This is a genomic window from Ochrobactrum sp. AP1BH01-1, assembly GCF_018066705.1.
Lineage (GTDB): Bacteria > Pseudomonadota > Alphaproteobacteria > Rhizobiales > Rhizobiaceae > Brucella.
Window position 1 is genome coordinate 607517 of record NZ_JAGPOU010000004.1, and the last position, 18909, is coordinate 626425.

The window sequence follows — 18909 nt, forward strand, 5'->3', positions numbered from 1 at the left end:
ATGGCTCCCAACGGAAAACCCGCCATTCGTCTTTCGCTGCGCGCGGGCGAGAGGATTTTCATCAACGGTGCAGTGCTGAGGGCTGACCGCAAGGTCTCGCTCGAACTTCTGAACGACGCGACATTCCTTCTGGAAAACCACGTTCTCCAGCCGGAAGATACGACCACGCCGCTGCGCCAGCTTTATTTCGCCGCGCAGATGATGCTGATCGAACCCGCCATGCGCGAGCAGGCCCAGGCCACTTTCGCGCAGATGCTGAAAGGCATGTTCTCGACGTTCAAGGATGCCGAAATCCTGAATGCGCTGAAGCTGGTCGATGAGCTGGTCCATAACGGGCGCATTTTCGAGGCACTGAAGACAATTCGCGCGCAATATCCACGCGAGGCCGAACTGATGGGCCTCGAAGCCCCGGCCCTGACCGTGGCTGCCACCCGGAAAACTGCAGAGGCAAACCCATGACCACGACACCGCCGGTCGGCACGAACACGACGAACAACCCCAATACGTCGAACAGCAATTCCGCAGCCAACAAGGCGAGCGTCGACTATAATTCCTTCCTCAAGCTGCTGGTGACGCAGATGCAGAACCAGGACCCGACGCAGCCCATGGACGCGACGCAATATGTCTCGCAGCTTGCGACCTTCTCCAATGTCGAACAGGCCGTGCAGATGAACAGCAAACTTGAAACGCTGATCGCCAACACATCGCTGACGCAGGCCGAAGGCTGGATCGGCCGCACGCTGACCAACGCCGATGGCAGCATATCGGGCGTCGTGAAGTCCGTCACCATCCAGTCCAACGGCATGCTGGCCGAACTGGAAGACGGCAAGACGCTGATGATCGGCGCCGGCGTCAAGATCAGCTAGGACATGGTGCGGTGAACGAGGCCGACGCGCTCGATATTGTCAATTCGGCAATCTGGACCGTGCTGATGGCAAGCGGCCCGGCGGTGCTTGCCGCCATGCTTGCGGGCATCGGCATCGCGCTCTTTCAGGCGCTGACGCAGATACAGGAAATGACCCTGACCTTCGTGCCGAAGATCATCGTCATTTTCGTCGTGCTGGCGCTCACCGCGCCCTTCGTCGGCGCGCAGATCAATTCGTTCACGCTGCTGGCTTACTCGCGTATAGAGAAGGGTTTTTGAGCGGTTCCAACGATTCCGTTAAAACAGGAACCGCTCTGGGCCGTGGTGATAAAAAGCCCCAGCTGGAACCGGGGCTTTGTTTTTTGGAAGGCCGGGTTTGCGCCTTACCACTTCACCTTGAAGCCGACAGTGCCCTTGAGGCTGTAGCTGTCGGCGAAGTGGTTGAGACCGGTATTGATCGAGCCTTCGCCATAGACGGCATATTTGTTGCCCGCCCAGGCATAGGTGCCGCCGGCACCGATGCCGCCCCAGGTCCGGTCATTGTCGGTGTCGAAATCGACACCCGCCACATTGACCGATGAGCCGCCCAGCATCTCCTGATAGAGATTGGCAATGCCGTAGACGGTGGTGTTGACCATCAGGCCGTCCTCACCCTTCCAGGCATTGGCATAGTTGGCCGCAATCCCGATCCGCCCGATCAGGCTGTCGCCATCATGCAGGCTGACATGGCTGTCCCATACATCGTTGAAGCCATTGGCATTGATCGAGGAATAGATGAGCTGTGCCTGCGGGGTCAGCGACCAGTTCTGGTCGATGGCGATCCGCTGGCCGGCTTCGATGCTCAGCGCATAACCGGTTGCCTTGCGACCATCGGCAAGGCCGGTATTGGCCGTATCCGAGTTCAGGTCGCTGTCGAACCACGTCACCTGCGCCTGACCGTCGACATAAAAGCCGGAATTGCCATACCAGGTTGCGGTGGCGCCAAGGCTCCAGCCATCGGTGCTGATGGCACCGTCGCCATGGAAGGAGGTGATATCGCCCTTGGCATGGCCATATTGGCCGGTGATGCCGGCGATCAGCTTGCCGGTCTCACCTTCATAGAACTGGCCATCGACACCGGCCTGCATGATGAAGGTGTTGATGTCCTGCTTCATGCGGGTCAGCGAGGTATCGGGCTCGAGGCGGTTATGTGCGCCTTCGATACGGGCCCATATGCCCCTGTCATCGACAGCCGCGCCATTGGTCTGGCCGTCGCCATTCTTTCCGGTCCAGTAGCGTTCGCCAACACGTTCCTGCAAGGTCGGCAATTTGTTAAGCGCCCGCATGTTCTGCAGATAGCCTTCATAGACCGGAACGCCAGCACTATAACGGGTTGCAGGCGTCACCGGTGAAGGACAGATCTCAGTCTCATCGCAAGGCCTGATCTGGCTGGTGAGATACCAGTCGCCGTCGTCTGGTGTATTCGCACCGCCCTGCTGCAACGTATAGGCATAGGCCCCGCCCACAACCGCCTGCTTACCATCCTTGGTCGTATAGCCATTGGCGAGCGCGAAACTGCCATTCGACTGACCACCAACCTCGACAACCTTGATACCATTAACGGTCACGTCGCCTTCGCCGCCAACGTTGTTTACATGGAGTTTGCTTGATCCGGAAGTGTCGCCATTCACACGCAGCATGTCGGTCAGGGAATCATCGCCACCAAGCACGGTGTTGATCGCCAGGGTGCCGCCATTGCCGGTATAATTTCCGGTAACGGTCAGAACCGTGCCACCCGAACCGCCGAAATTGACGATGCCGCTATTGGCAAGGCTTAGGAGTGTCTGATCGTGGCCACGCATATCCAGTGCGCCGCCAGCATCAACGGTGAACTTGGAGTTCGCGCTAAATACACCAGCATCGCCTGCCGAGAGAATGCCGCCATAAATATTGGTCGCCGCCGAATAGTCACTGCCAACGGCGGTCAGAACCGTATTACCGCTATAGACGTCTACCGCGCTATCGACATAACCTCCCGTTATCGCCGGGGAGAACTCATAATTTCCACTCATGTCAGTATGGTTGAAGACCAAATGGGAATCTTTGCCATAATCGAATCTGAACTCATTTGCAGCAATTATTCCCGGTGCCACCGCAGCAGCTCCCGCTGCCGCACCAATATTAATCTCGCTAGTTAGATTCAGATAAACTATTCGGGCAACTACGGCACCGCCGTTACTAATAGTCAATGTGCCATTCGCAGAACCGCCAACTCCGAATAAATTGGAGGTCGTCCATGTTGAACCCGCTCCATCAACTATGGCCAAGCTACTAGGCGATGCGCTGTTCCATCCTACACCTCCCGATTGGTCAGAAACCTTGCCACCGTCGCGGATAATCAGTGTACCTGCGCCACCCGCTCCAACTTGCACTGAATTTGTGTTCATCCATGACGAGCCAGGTCCCTCAACTATGACAGTACCGACGCCGCCCTGGATGCCGATCATGCCGTGATCGCCAGTAACGGTGCCACCATTACTGATGATCAGCGTACCGGTGCCGATTGCACCTACTTCCAGATGGTGCGTGGTCTTCCATATCGAACCTGCACCATCAACCCTGACGGTTCCGTTAGAGCCAGCCTTGCTGCCGATGCTGCCATTGTAACTGGAAACCGCACCGCCATTGATAATTTCCAGAGAGCCGTTGCCGTTAAGGCCGACGCTCAAGCTCCCCTCATTCGTCCAGACCGAACCTGCGCCATCCACCGTGACCTTTCCGGTGGAGCCAATACCGCGACCAATGAAGCCATAATAATCGGAAACCGCACCGCCATCCTTGATGACCAGTTCACCCTCCCCATCATGGCCAACGGTAAACTCACCGACATTTGTCCATTTTGAGCCAGCCCCTTCAACAACGGCTGTACCTGCGGATCCCGCATAAAAACCAACACTCGCGTCAATATCGGAAACGAGACCGCCATCCGAAATGACAAGTCTACCGTTGCCGCCAAATCCAACCCGCACTTGTCCCGATTCAACCAATGAATGATGGCCAGATGCCTGATTTATACCAGAGACCGTTATCTGCCCTACACTTTCAGCACCCCAGCCAATGCCAATCGTCTGCTCAACCTGAACAAGCCCGCCATCGGTGACATTTACGATTCCTACTCCTTCATCGCCGACCCAGAACTGGTTGTGCACAACCCTGAATGTGGAGCGCTGATCTGTCGGAGCATTGACACCGCTTACATTGAGGATACCACTGCTGCCAGCCAGTCTCCCGACCGACGACGAATATTCAGCCGAAACCAAACCGCCATCCGTGATGCTGACCAATCCCTCACCGGCATTGCCTATATGGAGTTGGTTGTTGGTAATCAGCTGAGACCGCTCACCGGTGCCGGTATCGACGCCGCTAACTTCGACCACTCCCTTGCCTGTCGCTTGCAGGCCGATTTCCAGATAGACGGGGGAGTCGGTGTTCAACGAATCGTATTTGCCGCCATTCCGGATTATCAGCTTGCCACTTCCAGCATCACCGATGTTGACAACACCGTCCGTTGTCCATGTGGAGCCAGCGCCATCAATCGTAACGGTACCCTCGGAGGAAGAGGTCGCACCAAGGGTACCATCCGTACTCCTGACAATACCGCCAGCCCCGATATACAGATGGCCGTCGCCCATATCTCCGACGATAAGCTTGCCTCCGGTATCCCATGGCGAGGCGTGATCCCCGGGCACTGATATAGTCGAGTTTCCGTCTATGACCTCATCGGCCACGGCAGGCGCTACACAAAGCAGCGCAGCAACAGACACCCCCGAAAGAAGCCCGGTACGCGAAAAAACCGTGCCCGATATTTTTTTATGCATATCTCAACTCCGAAAGCAGAACTATCGAGTGTACAATGAGCGAAATTCCCAAAATACATTAGAAGTTTCTGAATAATATAAGCCAATTCTTTATTTTATATTTGCTAAAATCGCCCCGTCCTAGCCGCATAAAGCCAAGCAAAGTTAATCTTATTTATACGTAGTTTTATAAAGACTCAATACATTTATATAAAGGAAAAATACATAATTTATTGTTATAAAATCTATAATTAGTAATATATAATATGATCTGGTTTTTCTGATAAATGTTTAAATGAAAAACAAAATATTAGGGCGAATACAATGTAAATGTACGAGAAAGAGATAATAGTGTTGCGGTAAGGCCTGGTGTTGTTCCGGTTAATACTGAATTGTTGGAGCCGTTCTAGTTTTTGCGCATCATCCGACGCAGAACCGCTTCACACTTTTCGGGATGCGCCTTGGTAGCCTTCGCGCAAGCTTCGCAGGCTAGTGTCCGTCCGCAAACAGGAGACGGATGTGCAGCAGGCAGCGGCTAAACCCTTCATGAAAAGCGGATTTCTGACCGGCAGCGACATGGGTCTGGCGGTTGGCATCATCATCATCCTGACGGTGCTTTTCCTGCCTGTTCCGGCGGTCGTGCTGGATATCGGGCTGGCCTTCTCCATCGCCTTCTCCGTCCTGATCCTGATGGTGGCGCTGTGGATTCAGCGCCCGCTCGACTTTTCCGCCTTTCCGACGGTGCTGCTGATCGCCACCATGATGCGATTGTCGCTGAACATCGCGACGACGCGCGTGATCCTGACCCATGGCAACGAAGGCTATCTCGCCGCCGGCCATGTGATCCACGGCTTCTCGCAATTCGTGATGGGCGGCGATTTCGTCATCGGCCTGGTGGTTTTCTGCATCCTGATCATCGTCAACTTCCTCGTCATCACCAAGGGCGCGACGCGTATCGCGGAAGTGGGCGCGCGCTTCACGCTCGACGCCATTCCCGGCAAGCAGATGGCCATCGATGCCGATCTCTCATCCGGCCTGATCGATGAAAAGGAAGCGCAGCGCCGCCGCCGCGAACTGGAAGAGGAAAGCTCTTTCTTCGGCTCGATGGACGGTGCGTCGAAATTCGTGCGCGGCGATGCGATTGCGGGGCTTATCATCACTGCCGTCAATATTTTCGGCGGCATCATCATCGGCGCCACGCGCCACGACATGGACATTGCGCACGCGGCGGACGTCTTCACCAAACTGTCGGTCGGCGACGGTCTGGTCACGCAGATCCCGGCGCTGATCGTCTCGCTCGCCGCCGGTCTTCTGGTGTCGAAGGGCGGCACCCGCGGCTCCGCCGATCAGGCGATCTTCGGCCAGCTTGGCGCCTATCCGAAGGCGCTTCTGGTGGCGGCAATGCTGCTCTTTGTCCTCGGTGTCATGCCGGGCCTGCCAGCTTTCCCCTTCTTCATGCTGGGCGGCGCAATGGCTTTCATCGGCATTGCCGTGCCGCGCCGTCAGGCGCGCCAGCGCGAGGCGGAAGCGAACGAAGCCGGCAAGAAGCAGCGCGAGGCGGAAGAGCAGGAGCGCAACTCCGTCAAGGCGTCGCTTGAAACCAACCAGATCGAGCTTTGCCTCGGCAAGCAGGTTTCCGCCCGGCTGATCGCCTCGCAACAGGAACTGGCGCACCGCGTCAACAAGATGCGCCGCAAGTTCGCGCAGGAATATGGTTTCGTCATTCCCGAGATCAAGGTGACGGACGACATTGCGCTTCCGCCGAAAAGCTACCGCATCAAGATACACGGCACGGCTGTCGCCAGCCACGAGCTGCGCGTCGGCGAAACGCTCGTCGTGCTGGGCGAGCGCCCGATTCCGTCCATCCCCGGCGAAGAAGTGCGCGAGCCGGCCTTCGGCATGCGCGCCTATTCCGTGCCGGAAACCTTTGCGTCCGATCTGCGCCGCGATGGATACATGACCGTGGACAATCTCTCGGTTCTGCTGACGCATTTGAGCGAAATCGTCCGCAATAATCTGGCCCAGCTTCTTTCCTACAAGGATATGCGCATTCTGCTGGACCGACTGGGGCCTGAATATCGCAAGCTTCTGGAAGATATCTGCCCGTCGCATATTTCCTATTCGGGCCTGCAGGCGGTGCTGAAACTGCTGCTCGCCGAGCGCATTTCCATTCGCAACCTGCACCTGATTCTCGAAGCCATCGCGGAAATCGCGCCGCTCGTCCGCCGCCCGGAAATGATCGTGGAGCATGTCCGCATGCGCATGGCGCAGCAGATTTGCGGCGATCTTGCCGACAATGGCGTGCTGAATGTGCTGCGCCTCGGCAATCGGTGGGATCTGGTTTTCCACCAGAGCCTCAAGCGTGACGCCAAGGGCGAAATCGTCGAATTCGACATCGATCCGCGTCTGCTGGAACAGTTCGGCACGGAAGCTTCCACCGTCATTCGCAAGCATTTCGACAATGGCGAACGTTTCGTGCTGGTGTCCTCGCCGGAAGCGCGGCCCTACATCCGCATGATCATCGAGCGCCTGTTCGCCACCTTGCCCGTTCTGTCGCACGTTGAAATCGCCCGTGGCGTGGAGGTGAAGTCACTTGGCGCGATTTCATAGTCAACGACCGATCGCCCCTCGCTCCTTCGCTCCTTCGAGACGGTCCCCTTCGCTGCGCTCAGGGCACCTCCTCAGGATGAGGGGAGAGCGGACTGGAGATGCCTCTGTGCCAGTGTTCAGGGGGACGCATCCGCGAGGTGAGGGGGGATTTGGCGATGCCCCTCGATCCGGGCTGAATGTGTGTGTGACTCAGAGGGAAGGGAACACGGGCTTACGCCCTCACCTTAAAGCGCCATGCCGAAAGATGAGGGAAGACTATCACCACCACCCCTCATCCTGAGGAGGTGCCCTGAGCGGAGCGAAGGGAACCGTCGCGAAGGATCAGGGAAAAATACTGCGCCCACGCCCCTCATCCTGAGGAGCCATGCCGAGCTTGTCGAGGCTTGGCGTCTCGAAGGACGAGGGGAGTAATTATTGCTTCATACGATGAAAGGGCCCCCGGTGCCTGTCGCGCAACTGCCGCTCAACGAAATCATCCTGGCCGCCGTTCTGGCGTTCTGCCGCATCGGCGCGTGCCTGATGCTGATGCCGGGGCTTTCGAGCGCGCGCATTCCGTTGCAAGTCAGGCTCTACATCGCGCTGGCCTGTTCATTCGCGGTGCTGCCGCTCGTGCTGCAGCGCATCGTCACCGTTGTCGATGCCGGGCAGCCGTGGACCCTTTTCCGCCTGATGGCGAGCGAAATGTTCGTCGGCGCGGTCATCGGCATTCTGGCGCATATCTATTTCTGGGCGCTGCAATTCATGGCCAGCACGATGGCGGTTTCCATCGGCTATTCCGGCTCCCCCGCCGATGCCATCACGGAAAGCGAACCGCAGGCGACGATGGCCACAATCGTCACCTTCAGCGCGCTGTTCCTGTTCTTCATCACCGACATGCATCTGGAAATCTTCCGGGCGCTGCTCAATTCCTATGTGGCCATTCCGGTGGACGGGCAGTTCCGGCCCGACGCGGCGATGATCGATTTCACCGATGCGCTTTCAGCGGCTTTTCTGGCGACACTGCGTATCGCAGCACCGTTCATCGTCTTTGCGATTCTCGTCAATTTCGCCATCGGTCTGGTGAACAAGCTGACGCCGACAATACCGGTCTACTTCGTATCGATGCCGTTCGTGTTGGGGGGAGGATTGCTTGTGGTCTATTTCATCCTGCCGGAACTGTTGCGTTTCTTCACCAACGAAACTGCGACGCAGCTGCGTGAATTGTTCTGAGGGCCACGATGACCGATCCGCGCAATCTCAAGAAACTGATTGAACTGCAAAAGCTCGGCAGCGCCCGGCTGGAACAGGCGCTTGCAGCCGCCAATGCGCGCAAGGGCGCGCTGGATGAGGAGCGCGAGGCGCTCATCGCCATGCAGGACCGCCGCTATGATGGCGATGCGCTCAATATCGATCCGTCGCTGCTTATCAGGCGCCTCGGCAGCAATGCCGCCGAATCGCAACAGCTGGAACAGCGCCTCGATACGCAGCGCAAGGCGCTTTTGCAGGAACAGAGGCGGGTTGAATTGCTGGAAGACCGTTTGGCGGATGCCAAAAGCGATCGCGAGCGGCGCGAGCTTGCCAATTTGATCGAAGAGTTCATTAGCCGGAAAACGACAAATTCGTCGCAAGGCCCTGATTGAGCGCAAAAACGAGGCTGAACGCACGCACAAGTTTCAGTCAAGTTTGACCTATTATGGTGCAATTAACAAAGCGCATCCCAAAAAGTGCGAAGCGGTTTTGGGTAAGATGCGCGCAAGGAAGATCAGAACGCATCCCAAAAAGTGCGAAGCGGTTTTTGGACAAGATGCGTAAAAGCGAAACGTTAGAGCACCGATCCGATGCAATCAGATCGAAACGCGCTCTAAACAAAGGAAATGATGCATGGCGATCAACCCGCCGTCAGATCTGGTGATGGACGTGGCGCGCGCCGCCGATCCGCAAGCCTATCGCATGGCGGCGGAACGGTTGAAAGCGCCGTCCGCATCGGGAACCATGGTGGCATCGGCTGCCGGTGGACTGACGCGGGATAATTTCGCCAGCTTTTCCGACAGCCTCGCGGCTGGGGTCAGCGTGAGGCCGGATGCTCAGAACGCGGTCAATCCGGCTTATCGCAAGTTCGAGGCATTCATGCTGCAATCCTTCGTGCAGTCGATGTTCACCAGTGACACGACGGCGACCTTCGGGAAGGGGATTGCCGGTGAATACTGGAAGTCCATGATGGCGGAAGCCATGGCAAACAAGATGGCGGATGGCGGCGGTGTCGGCATTGCCAGGTTGCTTGAGGAACAGGCGGCGCGCAAGGGGCGGGCAGACGTACCGACGACGGTGGCCTTGGGAGACGTGATCAACAATCTGGGAGACCAGATGAGCGAAAATGCTGTTTCGAAGGACATCGTGCATGGTTTCGAACGCAAGCTCATTCAAAAGCAGCTGGAGCATGCCTCCCGAAAGTGGGAACCGGTTTCGGGATAAGGACATGCGGCAAAATGAAAAGATAGACAACAGCGACACGGACAGCGCGCGCGGCTGATTGGCCCGTAACGACCAAGCGTCATAATTGAGGACCCCGAAATGACCGAGACAAGCTCTGAAAACAGCCTGCCAGAGGATTCGCTGATCGTCGCCATGACGAGCGAGCCCGGTCAGGCGCTGGCAGAGGAACCGGCCGAGAACCCTACATTGAAGCCGGTCGTGCGGGCGATCCAGCGTCTGGAAGACGTCATCGATACGGAGACGCGCCTTCTGCTGGAAGGCGGCAATCCGGACCTCGCGGAAATCAACTCCCGCAAGAGCCGCGGGCTCTACGATTTCAACAAGGCGATCAAGAAAGCGGCCACCGCTGCCGAACCGGCGACGATGAAGCTGCTTCAGCCGCTGCTCGACAGCCTGAAGCAGAAGCTTGAGAAAAACTGCGAAGCGTTGCAGTTGCATCTGCGGGCGGTCGGCGAACTGGCGGACCTCATTCGCGGTGCGCTGGAAACGCAGGAAGCCGACGGCACATATTCCATGCAGAGCGCGAGGCTCGGTCACGCACGATGATCCGCATCATTGCCATCGGCCTGTGGATCTGCGCCGTCGCTTTCGGCTCGCTTTTCTTCGCGGTTCGCCAGAACGCCTCATCCTCGGGTGAGGCGCAGGCTGCGGTGGGCGGGTTTGGCGGCGTGGATTATGTGAAGACGGATGTGATGAGCGTGCCGATCATCTCGAACGGCGGCGTTGCCGGTTATGTGGTGACGCAGCTTGTCTATACGGTCGATTCGAACGTCCGCAAGAAGCTGAGCGTGCCGCTCGAATTCTTCATTAGCGATGAAATCTTCCGCAAGTTCTACGGCAGCTATTCGGATACCAAAGAGGTCGAGAAGGTGAGCTTCGAGGATGTGCGCGCCTCGATCATCACCGATCTGAATGCGCGCTTCCCCGAGCCGGTCATCAAGGACCTTCTGGTCGAGCAGTTCAACTATATTTCAGCGGAAGAAATCCGCGCCATGAACATGCGCGGCACGCCGACGGCCTCCGCAAAGCAGCAACCGGCAAAGCAGGCAGACGCCGGGTCTGCCAGTCATAGCGAATAGTATTTTCCTGCAAGCTGGGCGAGGCGTTCTTCGTCGAGCGGCGTGACTGCCGGGTCGGATACGAGCTCCACACCCATTTCACGGCCATTGCGCCAGGCGACACGGGCCAGAAGCGCGCGGCCGTAATAATCGTCGAACAGCCAGAAACGCTCGGGCAGAGTGGGGACTTCCACGGTTCTGAGCTTGGCGCCATGGGGGGCGATATCGCTGAACTGGCATTCGATGATAAACCGGCCGTCGAGGCCCACGATCTTGCCGGAGCGCAGCCTCGTGCGCTGTCTCTCTTCCCTGCGACGTTCATGGGATGGCTTAACCCGTGCCATATCAAAATCTTACCTGCTGTTCCCTCTCCCCAGTCTAGCAGGTTTCGATTGCCGATACGTTACTTTTTAAATCGGGAACTTTCGGACATGGTTACCTTGAACAGGTTCCTGTGTGTCAGTGTTCACCGCAGGCTTCGCAGAGGCCGCGCAGCTCCAGCGTCGTCTTGCGCGACTTGAAGCCGTTCTGCAGGCTCCAGGCGCTGACCAGATTTTCGATTGCCGCGTCGGAAAACTCCGTCACCTGACCGCATTTCTCGCAAATCGCGAAAGCCACGAGGCCCTGCTGATGGCATTGCGGATGCGCGCAGGCAACGAAGGCATTGAGGCTTTCGAGGCGATGGATCAGCCCGTAGTCGAGCAGCTTTTCCAAGGCGCGATAGACTTGCAATGGCGCGCGGAAACCGTCGTCGCGCAGCTGATCGAGGATCGTGTAGGCGCTGAGCGGGCCTTCCGCCTTGGACAGCACGTCGAAAACCAGTGTCTGATTGCGGGTCAGGTCCTGCGGGGCGTGATGATGGTGATGGGTGCTCATTGTCCAGCGATCCGTTTCGGTGATGCTTGTTCCCTCTTATGTAGGGGTAACAGGCTCAAAATGAAAATGGCAAGCGCCGCGACCACGATGGACGGGCCGGAGGGCGTGTCGAAATGGATGGAACCATAAAGTCCGCCGATGACGCCTGCGGCTCCGATCAGTGAGGCGAGGATGGCCATCTGTTCGGGCGTGGCGGCAAAGCGGCGCGCGGTTGCCGCCGGAATGATCAGCAGCGAGGTTATCAACAGGATGCCGACGATCTTCATCGCGATGGCGATGACGATGGCGAGCAACAGCATGAAGACAATGCGCGACAGGGCCGGGTTCATGCCTTCGGCACGCGCAATATCCTCGCTGACGGTGGCGGCGAGGAAGGGGCGCCACAGCCAGGCCAGAACGGCCAGCACGAATATTCCGCCGCCATAGATGAAGGCGATATCCATGCGCGAGACGGCCAGAATATCGCCGAACAGGAAGGACAGGAGGTCAACACGCACCCATGTCATGAAGGCGACGAGCACGAGGCCGAGCGACAGCGTGGCATGGGACAGGATGCCGAGGAGCGAATCCGCCGACAATGTATGGCGGCGCTGCAGGAGCAGCAGAATGGCGGAAATCGCCACGGCAACGACAAACACGCCGATCATCATATTGATGTCGAAAACGAGCGCCAGCGCCACGCCGAGCAGGGCCGAATGCGCCATTGTATCCCCGAAATAGGCCATGCGCCGCCACACGATGAAGCAGCCGAGCGGCCCGGTCGTGAGCGCCAGTCCGACACCGGCAATGAGGGCGCGGGTGAAGAAATCGTCAAGCACGGGGCGCGCTCCCTTCGTGATGATGGTGGTCATGCGCATGATCATGTTCATGATGATGACCGTCATCGGCATGGCAATGATCGGTCACGGAACCGTCGGCATGCAGCACGCGCCCGTCGGGCAGATGGGTGTGATCGTGGTGATGTTCATAAACGGCAAGCGGCCCGACAGCCCGGCTGCCGAACAGCCGCATATATTCGGGGCTCGCCGTCACGTCGCGGGGGGTACCGCTGCAGCATACATGACCATTGAGGCAGATCACGCGGTCGGTCGCCGCCATGACCAGATGCAGGTCGTGCGAGATCAGCAGCACGCCGCAACCCGTATCGTCGCGCAGTTTCGCGATCAGCTCGTAGAGTGCGGCCTCGCCGGAAAAATCGACGCCCTGCACCGGCTCGTCCAGCACCATGAGGTCGGGCTTGCGGGCAAGCGCCCGCGCCATCAGCGCCCGCTGGAACTCGCCGCCCGACAGGTTGGCGATCTCAGCTTTGGCGAGGTGCGGAATGCCGACCACTTCCAGGGCCACCTCGATCTCCTTGCGCGGGAGGGGGCCGGTCAGGGTCATCAGACGCTCGACTGAAAGCGGCAAAGTGCGGTCGATATTGATCTTCTGCGGCATATAGCCAATGCGCAGGCTCGGCGCATGGATCACGCTGCCCTCATCGGGCTTCAGGATGCGCAGCGCCATCTTGGCGGCGGTGCTCTTGCCCGCGCCATTCGGTCCGATCAGGGTCACGATCTCGCCGCGCTCGACGCTCAGGTCGACATTGCGCACGAGCCAGCGCCCGTCGCGCCAGACGCCGGCATCCTTCAGTTCGATCAATGTTTCCCGCGCCTTTTGGGCGGGGAGGGCGGTCTTCCTGCTCATCTGTCCGGGCTTTTCTGAGTGTCATTGCCGTTGCACCACCCCGGCTGCAATTTTTGCAAATTGGGGGTTGCCTCACCTTATGGCAGACGTTATAGCATAACGCAACAGACGTTATAAAATAACATATCACTTGAATATAATGTCCCTTCCCAACCGCACAAGAGAGAGACCATGAAACATCTCCGCTCCCTCCTCCTCGCCTCGGCTTTTCTGGCCGGTGCGACGAATATCTCGCTTGCCGCAGAGCGCGAAGGCGTCGTCGTGTCGATCAAGCCGCTCCATTCCATTGTGTCGGCGGTCATGCAGGGCGTGGGCGAGCCGAAGCTGATCGTACAGGGAGCGGGTTCGGAGCATGTCTACAGCCTCAAGCCTTCCGACGCCGAGGCGATCGAACACGCCAAGGTGATTTTCTGGGCGGGGCCGTCGATGGAAACCTTTCTCGACAAGCCTATCGATACGCTGGGTGAGGGCGCCAAGGTCGTCGCGCTTGGCGAGGCAGATGGCCTGACCAGGCTGAAGTTCCGGGAAGGCGGGCCGTTCGAAGCGCATGACCATGGGCATGAAGAAGGTCACGACCATGCCCATGATGACAAGAAGCACGATCATGCCGCTGAAGCTTCCGAAGCCGGGCATGACCATAGTCACGATGAATATGATCTGCATTTCTGGCTGGACCCGCAGAACGGAAAGGTTCTGGCAACGGATATTGCGAAGACGCTGAGCGCAAGCGACCCGGAACATGCCGCGCAATATGAAAAGAACGCCAGGGACTATGGCGAGAAGATCGACGCGCTGACCAGGGAAATCGCGAGCGAACTCGAGCCGGTCAAGGACAAGCCGTTTATCGTCTTCCATGACGCTTACCAGTATTTTGAAAATCGCTTCGGGGTGAAGGCCGCCGGGTCGATCACGGTCAGCCCTGAAAAGGCGCCGGGTGCAGCGCGTATCAAGGAAATCCACGACAAGATCAAATCGCTTGGGGCAGCCTGCGTGTTTTCCGAACCGCAGTTCGAGCCGAGGCTGGTGAAGACGGTTATCGACGGGACGGACGCCAAAACCGGCGTTCTCGATCCGCTAGGGGCGGAATTGAAGGACGGGCCGGATCTCTACCCGCAGCTTATCCGCAATCTGGCGGATTCCCTGAAAACCTGCCTGTCGAAATAACAGCCGCAGCCGCTTCCCTTCGCTGGATGCCTGCGCATTCAGAACGCGGCTGCAAATGTGCCGGGCTGCAACCTGCTTTAATTTGCCGGCAGCCCGGCACTCCAGAACCGAAGTAAGCGGAACAGGCTTCGTCCTTCGCTTCAAGGCGCGTCAAGCGCAAAGCATTTTGCGGAATTACCGGGACACTTCACGGGCGGCTTCAACCGCCCATTTTTATCAACACGATTGTTATGATATAACATTAAGGAGAAGAGAATGCGTAGCTTTGTCAGGGCACTTCAGACTGGTGCCGTTTTGGCTTTTCTTGCGCCCGCGGTCGCGGGTGCGCATGGCATCTGGATTGCCGAGCGTCATGGGACGCAGGCCGTTGTTTACGGTCATGGCGCAAGCGACGAAGCCTATGATCCGAAGAAGCTGAAGACAGTGACGGCGAAGGACGTGGACGGCAAGGAAGTTGCCGTCGAGATCAAGCGGCAGGAAGATCATGCCCTGCTCGGCGTGCCCGGAAATGCGGTTGTGGTCAGCGGCATGCTCGACAATGGCTTCTGGGCCGAGGGTCCGGACGGCAAGTGGGTCAACAAGCCGAAATCCGAGGTGCCGGGCGCCAAGCAGTCCAGCCAGAGCCGGAAGTTTGCCGTCGCCATTCTGGACCATCTGCGCAGGAAGCCTGAACCGCAGGGATTGCCGTTTGAAATCGTGCCGCTGATGGACCCGACAATTTTGGAGGCGGGCAACGAACTGCCCGTGCAGGTTCTGGTTGACGGAAAGCCGGTCGAAGGCGTGGAGGTCGTGGCGGATTATGTCAATGACAGCCACGCGGCGCCGGCGAGGACCGACGCGGAGGGCATTGCCAAAATCAAGATTCGCAATGCGGGTCTCAATGTCGTTGGAGCTGCCTATTCCAGCCCGCTTTCGGATTCAAAGGAAGCCGACAAGCTCAGCTATTTCACGACGCTGACCTTCAATCTCGATCACCATCACCACGACTGATCCCATCCGGTTCAAACAAGGAATGGAGCCATGAGAAAGAGACTGCCCGTTACGGTCCTGTCCGGTTTTCTCGGAGCCGGAAAGACGACACTGCTCAACCACGTGCTCAATAATCGCGAGAACCGCCGCGTTGCGGTGATCGTCAATGATATGAGCGAAGTGAATATCGACGCCGCCCTCGTTCGTGAGGGCGGCGCCAATCTCTCCCGGACGGATGAGCAACTGGTCGAAATGACCAATGGCTGTATCTGCTGCACATTGCGCGACGATCTCCTGAAGGAAGTTTCGCAACTGGCGGCACAAGGGCGCTTCGATTATCTGCTGATCGAATCGACCGGCATAGCCGAGCCCTTGCCGGTCGCCGCGACGTTCGAGTTTCGCGACGAGAAGGGCAACAGCCTTTCCGATGTCGCGCGGCTCGATACGATGGTGACGGTTGTCGATGCCTCCAATCTGCTGAAGGACTATGCGTCGAATGATTTTCTGCGCGATCGCGGCGAATCGCTGGGCGAAGAAGATGAGCGCACGCTTGTCGATCTTCTGGTCGAGCAGATCGAATTTGCCGACGTCGTCGTGTTGAACAAGATATCGACTGCTTCCCGGGAAGAGCGCGATCTGGCCCACAAGGTCATCCGCTCGCTCAATCCCGATGCCCGCATTGAGGAGGCCGATTTCGGCCAGGTGCCGCTCGACGCCCTATTGGACACGAAGCTGTTCGACTTCAACAAGGCGCATGAACATCCGCTCTGGTACAAGGAGCTGCACGGCTTTGCCGCGCACACGCCGGAGACCGAGGAATATGGCGTTCGATCCTTCGTCTATCGCGCGCGGCGCCCTTTCGATCCCGAGCGGTTCCAGTCGTTCATCGACAAGGGCTGGCCGGGCGTCGTGCGGGCGAAGGGCTTCTTCTGGCTGGCGACAAGGCCCGATTTTGTTGGAGAGATCAGCCAGGCGGGTGCCTTGGTGCGCACCGGTAAAAGAGGGCGCTGGTGGTCATCCGTGCCGAAGCAATACTGGCCGGCGGAGCCCGAATGGCAACGCGCCATGGAGCCGTATTTTCATAAGGTCTGGGGCGACCGGCGTCAGGAAATCGTTTTCATCGGCGTCGATCCGATGCAGGAAGATGCGCTTGTCGATGAGCTGGACCAGTGTCTCCTTGAGGAAGAAGACTTCGTGCCGGAGCGCTGGTCGGGCCTGAACGATCCGTTTCCGAACTGGTCGCCAGCCTGAAGCCTATTCCGACAGTGAGGCTATATCCATGGCCCTGCTGTCGGCCAGCGTTCGGTGATCCAGAACGCTGGCGATGGCTTCGCGCACATCGAGCATCATCTGGCGCACCTCGCATTCGTCCTCGTCGCAATCGTCGCACGGGCGATAGTCCGTCTTGCTGGCGCAGGCGATGGGCGCAAGCGCGCCGTCGAGCGCGCGGATGATGTTGCCGATGGCAATCTCGTTGGCCGGGCGGGCAAGGCAGAAGCCGCCGCCCTTGCCCTTGCGGCTCAGGACAAACCCGGCATTGCGAAGCTCGGTGAAAATATTGTCGAGAAACTTGCGGGGTATATGGTGTCTTTCGGCGATCTCGCTCGCGGAAACCAGTTGTCCATCGGTAACACCCGCCAGATGCACCATGGCTTTCAGGCCGTATTTGCCCTTTTTAGTCAGCATGCCACCCCTGTGGGGCATTTCCTCGAAGAATCGAAGCCGCCTTCGTCCGGAAATGCACGAAAAGAATACGCAACACACGCCGCCAGCAGAACTGGCGCCGTTCGCAACATCAGGCCAAAACCCGTCCACCGGAAGTTAGGCGCTAAACCCGGCTGCGACAAGTCTTTTTGCCGCCGCAGCTTCGCTCCGTTAGCCGCAATCGATTTCCGGATAGCACGATGCGCGGGTTCGATAGCTTCAATCTCGTCCGTTCTCCCGCAAGGCGAGCGATAATGCGCCCTGCAATGCGTCGCCAAGCGCAGGCCGATAGAGTCCCCGATGCGGCAGGAAGGGCAGCGCAGCATAGGATGAGGCTAGACCTCCCGTCAGGCTGAACCGGCCAAGCGTCTCGACGTCGAGCCGGCCCAGACCTCGTGCAATATAGGAGCAGGCGCGTTGCAGGATCGAAAGGCCGAGCGCATCGCGCTTATGTGTATAGTCGAAAACGAGGGGAGCGAATGCGGCGTAGTCGGCAGCCGTCGCCGTGCGTGAGAAGGCGATGATTTGGCGAAGCTCGCCGCCGAACTGTGTCAGCACGGCATTGGCAAGCGCCGTACGCTCCGCCATGCCATCCAGCACAAGCAGCGTCTCTTCAAGAAGCTCCCGGCCCAGCCGTGCGCCGCCCGCATGGTCGCTCAGCATGAAGCCGCGCCCGCCGACAATCTCGAATGCATCTCGCTTTCTTCTCACGAAGACGGAACCGGTGCCGAGAATGACAATGGCCCCGTCATCTTCACCGAGTGCGCCTTGCAGGGCGGTAACCGCGTCTGAAACAATCTTCACCTTGCCGAAGGGGAACTGGCGTTCAACGCTGTCCTTGTCGGCAAGCGAATTTGCGCCCGCGAGCCCCAATACAGCGCAGGTCTCGCCCAATATGGAGTGGTCCAGCCCCGCATCATGCGCGGCCTGTTTCGCTGCGCACATGATATTATCCAGCGCCGTTGACGGGTCGGCGCCGATATTGGCAGGGCCGCTCGTTCCCCGGCCGATGGCAGCGCCGTTGCGGTCGGCGAGAAGCGCCCGGCACCCGGTGCCGCCGCCGTCGACCGCCAGAATATAAGGCATAGGCTTCATGCTCATTCATCCAATTGTCATGCCAACCGTCACGGAATCGTCGCAACTGTTCGAATCGCCCGTTTTTCACGGTTGAAATTTGGTTAAAAAGGACCATATTGGCTGTGGAAAGAAAATTCCTGATTTTTTGAGAAACTGCGTTGACAGTTTTGTTAGGTGGGGTCTATATGGCGCCACAACGAGGGCGGCGACGCTGCTAGCGGCAGACTGATGCGTCCCTTGGGTTGGTTGAGCGGGTTGGACAGTGATGTCTGATTTGATTAGACCGGCGGCGTTGGTGGGGCGGAAGTCCTGTTGATGTTGGAAGGAAAGAGCAGCTTGTAAGTTTGTGATTTTCTTTGAAAAAAGTGGTTGACAGGTTGGTCTGACTGATCTAGAAGCCCGGCACCGCAGACGAGGCGCTGACAGGGATTTGACCTTCGGGTTGGGTGGTTGGCAGCGGACTTGGTGAGCGGATTGAGATTTTTGACGGTTTAGAGACTGTCTGTTCTTTGACAATTTTATACAGAAGAAAGAGAAACGTGGGCGGCATTGTCTGCGGATGGTCCGAGAGATCGGACTGTTGCAATGAACT

At 58.2% G+C, this 18909-nt stretch carries 19 protein-coding genes and 1 pseudogene; 12 read left to right on the plus strand and 8 right to left on the minus strand.

Annotation, left to right across the window (positions count from 1 at the left end; all coding sequences use genetic code 11):
- Genes flbT through fliQ form a run of 3 tightly spaced genes read left to right on the plus strand, consistent with a single transcriptional unit; the run spans window position 1 to window position 1144 of the window.
- Window positions 1-459, plus strand: coding sequence for a flagellar biosynthesis repressor FlbT (flbT, locus tag J9800_RS17750; protein ID WP_114216397.1), 459 nt, complete (start codon window positions 1-3; stop codon window positions 457-459).
- Window positions 456-866: a flagellar hook assembly protein FlgD gene (flgD, locus tag J9800_RS17755; RefSeq protein ID WP_114216396.1), complete on the plus strand. Its 411-nt coding sequence runs from the start codon at window positions 456-458 to the stop codon at window positions 864-866. Before flbT ends, flgD begins: the two co-directional genes overlap by 4 nt.
- 11 nt (window positions 867-877) lie before the next feature.
- Complete coding sequence (gene fliQ / locus J9800_RS17760) at window positions 878-1144, plus strand: flagellar biosynthesis protein FliQ (protein WP_006469393.1); 267 nt, start codon at window positions 878-880, stop codon at window positions 1142-1144.
- Between the two features lie 104 nt (window positions 1145-1248).
- Here the strand turns inward: fliQ and J9800_RS17765 are convergent, their stop codons facing one another.
- Window positions 1249-4722, minus strand: a complete 3474-nt coding sequence (locus J9800_RS17765) for an autotransporter outer membrane beta-barrel domain-containing protein (RefSeq protein ID WP_210845898.1) — start codon at window positions 4720-4722, stop codon at window positions 1249-1251.
- Window positions 4723-5193: 471 nt separating this feature from the next.
- Between J9800_RS17765 and flhA the strand changes: the two genes are divergently transcribed.
- The 6 genes from flhA to J9800_RS17795 all read left to right on the plus strand — a co-directional run bounded on the left by flhA (window position 5194) and on the right by J9800_RS17795 (window position 10862).
- Window positions 5194-7311 (plus strand): flagellar biosynthesis protein FlhA, encoded by a 2118-nt coding sequence (gene flhA, locus J9800_RS17770; RefSeq protein WP_205316006.1) that lies wholly within the window; start codon window positions 5194-5196, stop codon window positions 7309-7311.
- Between the two features lie 441 nt (window positions 7312-7752).
- A complete protein-coding gene (fliR, locus tag J9800_RS17775) occupies window positions 7753-8520 on the plus strand; it encodes a flagellar biosynthetic protein FliR (RefSeq protein ID WP_114217437.1) in 768 nt (255 codons plus the stop codon).
- An 8-nt stretch (window positions 8521-8528) separates the two neighbouring features.
- Window positions 8529-8930 (plus strand): hypothetical protein, encoded by a 402-nt coding sequence (locus tag J9800_RS17780; protein WP_114217434.1) that lies wholly within the window; start codon window positions 8529-8531, stop codon window positions 8928-8930.
- Window positions 8931-9171: 241 nt separating this feature from the next.
- Window positions 9172-9762, plus strand: a complete 591-nt coding sequence (locus J9800_RS17785) for a rod-binding protein (protein WP_114217433.1) — start codon at window positions 9172-9174, stop codon at window positions 9760-9762.
- A gap of 99 nt (window positions 9763-9861) precedes the next feature.
- On the plus strand, window positions 9862-10329 hold the full coding sequence (locus tag J9800_RS17790) for a flagellar protein FlgN (RefSeq protein ID WP_114217432.1): 468 nt from the start codon (window positions 9862-9864) through the stop codon (window positions 10327-10329).
- Window positions 10326-10862, plus strand: a complete 537-nt coding sequence (locus J9800_RS17795; protein ID WP_112592023.1) for a hypothetical protein — start codon at window positions 10326-10328, stop codon at window positions 10860-10862. Before J9800_RS17790 ends, J9800_RS17795 begins: the two co-directional genes overlap by 4 nt.
- On the opposite strand, the gene J9800_RS17800 is transcribed toward J9800_RS17795, so the two are convergent.
- From J9800_RS17800 to J9800_RS17815, 4 genes are all read right to left on the minus strand, one after another.
- Window positions 10850-11185, minus strand: a complete 336-nt coding sequence (locus tag J9800_RS17800) for a PilZ domain-containing protein (RefSeq protein WP_114217431.1) — start codon at window positions 11183-11185, stop codon at window positions 10850-10852. The two genes, J9800_RS17795 and J9800_RS17800, sit on opposite strands and share 13 nt — an antisense overlap.
- A 115-nt stretch (window positions 11186-11300) precedes the next feature.
- On the minus strand, window positions 11301-11717 hold the full coding sequence (locus J9800_RS17805) for a Fur family transcriptional regulator (protein WP_109988808.1): 417 nt from the start codon (window positions 11715-11717) through the stop codon (window positions 11301-11303).
- Window positions 11714-12574, minus strand: a complete 861-nt coding sequence (znuB, locus tag J9800_RS17810; RefSeq protein WP_114217430.1) for a zinc ABC transporter permease subunit ZnuB — start codon at window positions 12572-12574, stop codon at window positions 11714-11716. Before znuB ends, J9800_RS17805 begins: the two co-directional genes overlap by 4 nt.
- Complete coding sequence (locus J9800_RS17815) at window positions 12528-13403, minus strand: ATP-binding cassette domain-containing protein (RefSeq protein ID WP_210845899.1); 876 nt, start codon at window positions 13401-13403, stop codon at window positions 12528-12530. The genes znuB and J9800_RS17815 overlap by 47 nt, the downstream gene beginning before the upstream one ends.
- Before the next feature lie 171 nt (window positions 13404-13574).
- Between J9800_RS17815 and znuA the strand changes: the two genes are divergently transcribed.
- From znuA to zigA, 3 genes are all read left to right on the plus strand, one after another.
- A complete protein-coding gene (znuA, locus tag J9800_RS17820; protein ID WP_114217428.1) occupies window positions 13575-14567 on the plus strand; it encodes a zinc ABC transporter substrate-binding protein ZnuA in 993 nt (330 codons plus the stop codon).
- A gap of 255 nt (window positions 14568-14822) precedes the next feature.
- The gene (locus tag J9800_RS17825) at window positions 14823-15557 is read left to right on the plus strand and encodes a DUF4198 domain-containing protein (RefSeq protein WP_114217427.1); all 735 of its coding nucleotides are present in this window, start codon (window positions 14823-14825) and stop codon (window positions 15555-15557) included.
- 30 nt (window positions 15558-15587) lie between these two features.
- Entirely contained in the window at window positions 15588-16787 is a 1200-nt protein-coding gene (zigA, locus tag J9800_RS17830) for a zinc metallochaperone GTPase ZigA (RefSeq protein WP_114217426.1), read from the plus strand.
- Window positions 16788-16790: 3 nt separating this feature from the next.
- Here zigA and J9800_RS17835 read toward each other — a convergent pair whose 3' ends face one another.
- The 3 genes and pseudogenes from J9800_RS17835 to J9800_RS17845 form a co-directional block, all read right to left on the minus strand.
- Complete coding sequence (locus J9800_RS17835; protein WP_114217425.1) at window positions 16791-17222, minus strand: RrF2 family transcriptional regulator; 432 nt, start codon at window positions 17220-17222, stop codon at window positions 16791-16793.
- A gap of 237 nt (window positions 17223-17459) precedes the next feature.
- Complete coding sequence (locus J9800_RS17840; protein WP_114217424.1) at window positions 17460-18341, minus strand: glucosamine kinase nucleotide-binding domain-containing protein; 882 nt, start codon at window positions 18339-18341, stop codon at window positions 17460-17462.
- A gap of 367 nt (window positions 18342-18708) precedes the next feature.
- Window positions 18709-18909, minus strand: a pseudogene (locus tag J9800_RS17845) (hypothetical protein); the annotation flags it as partial.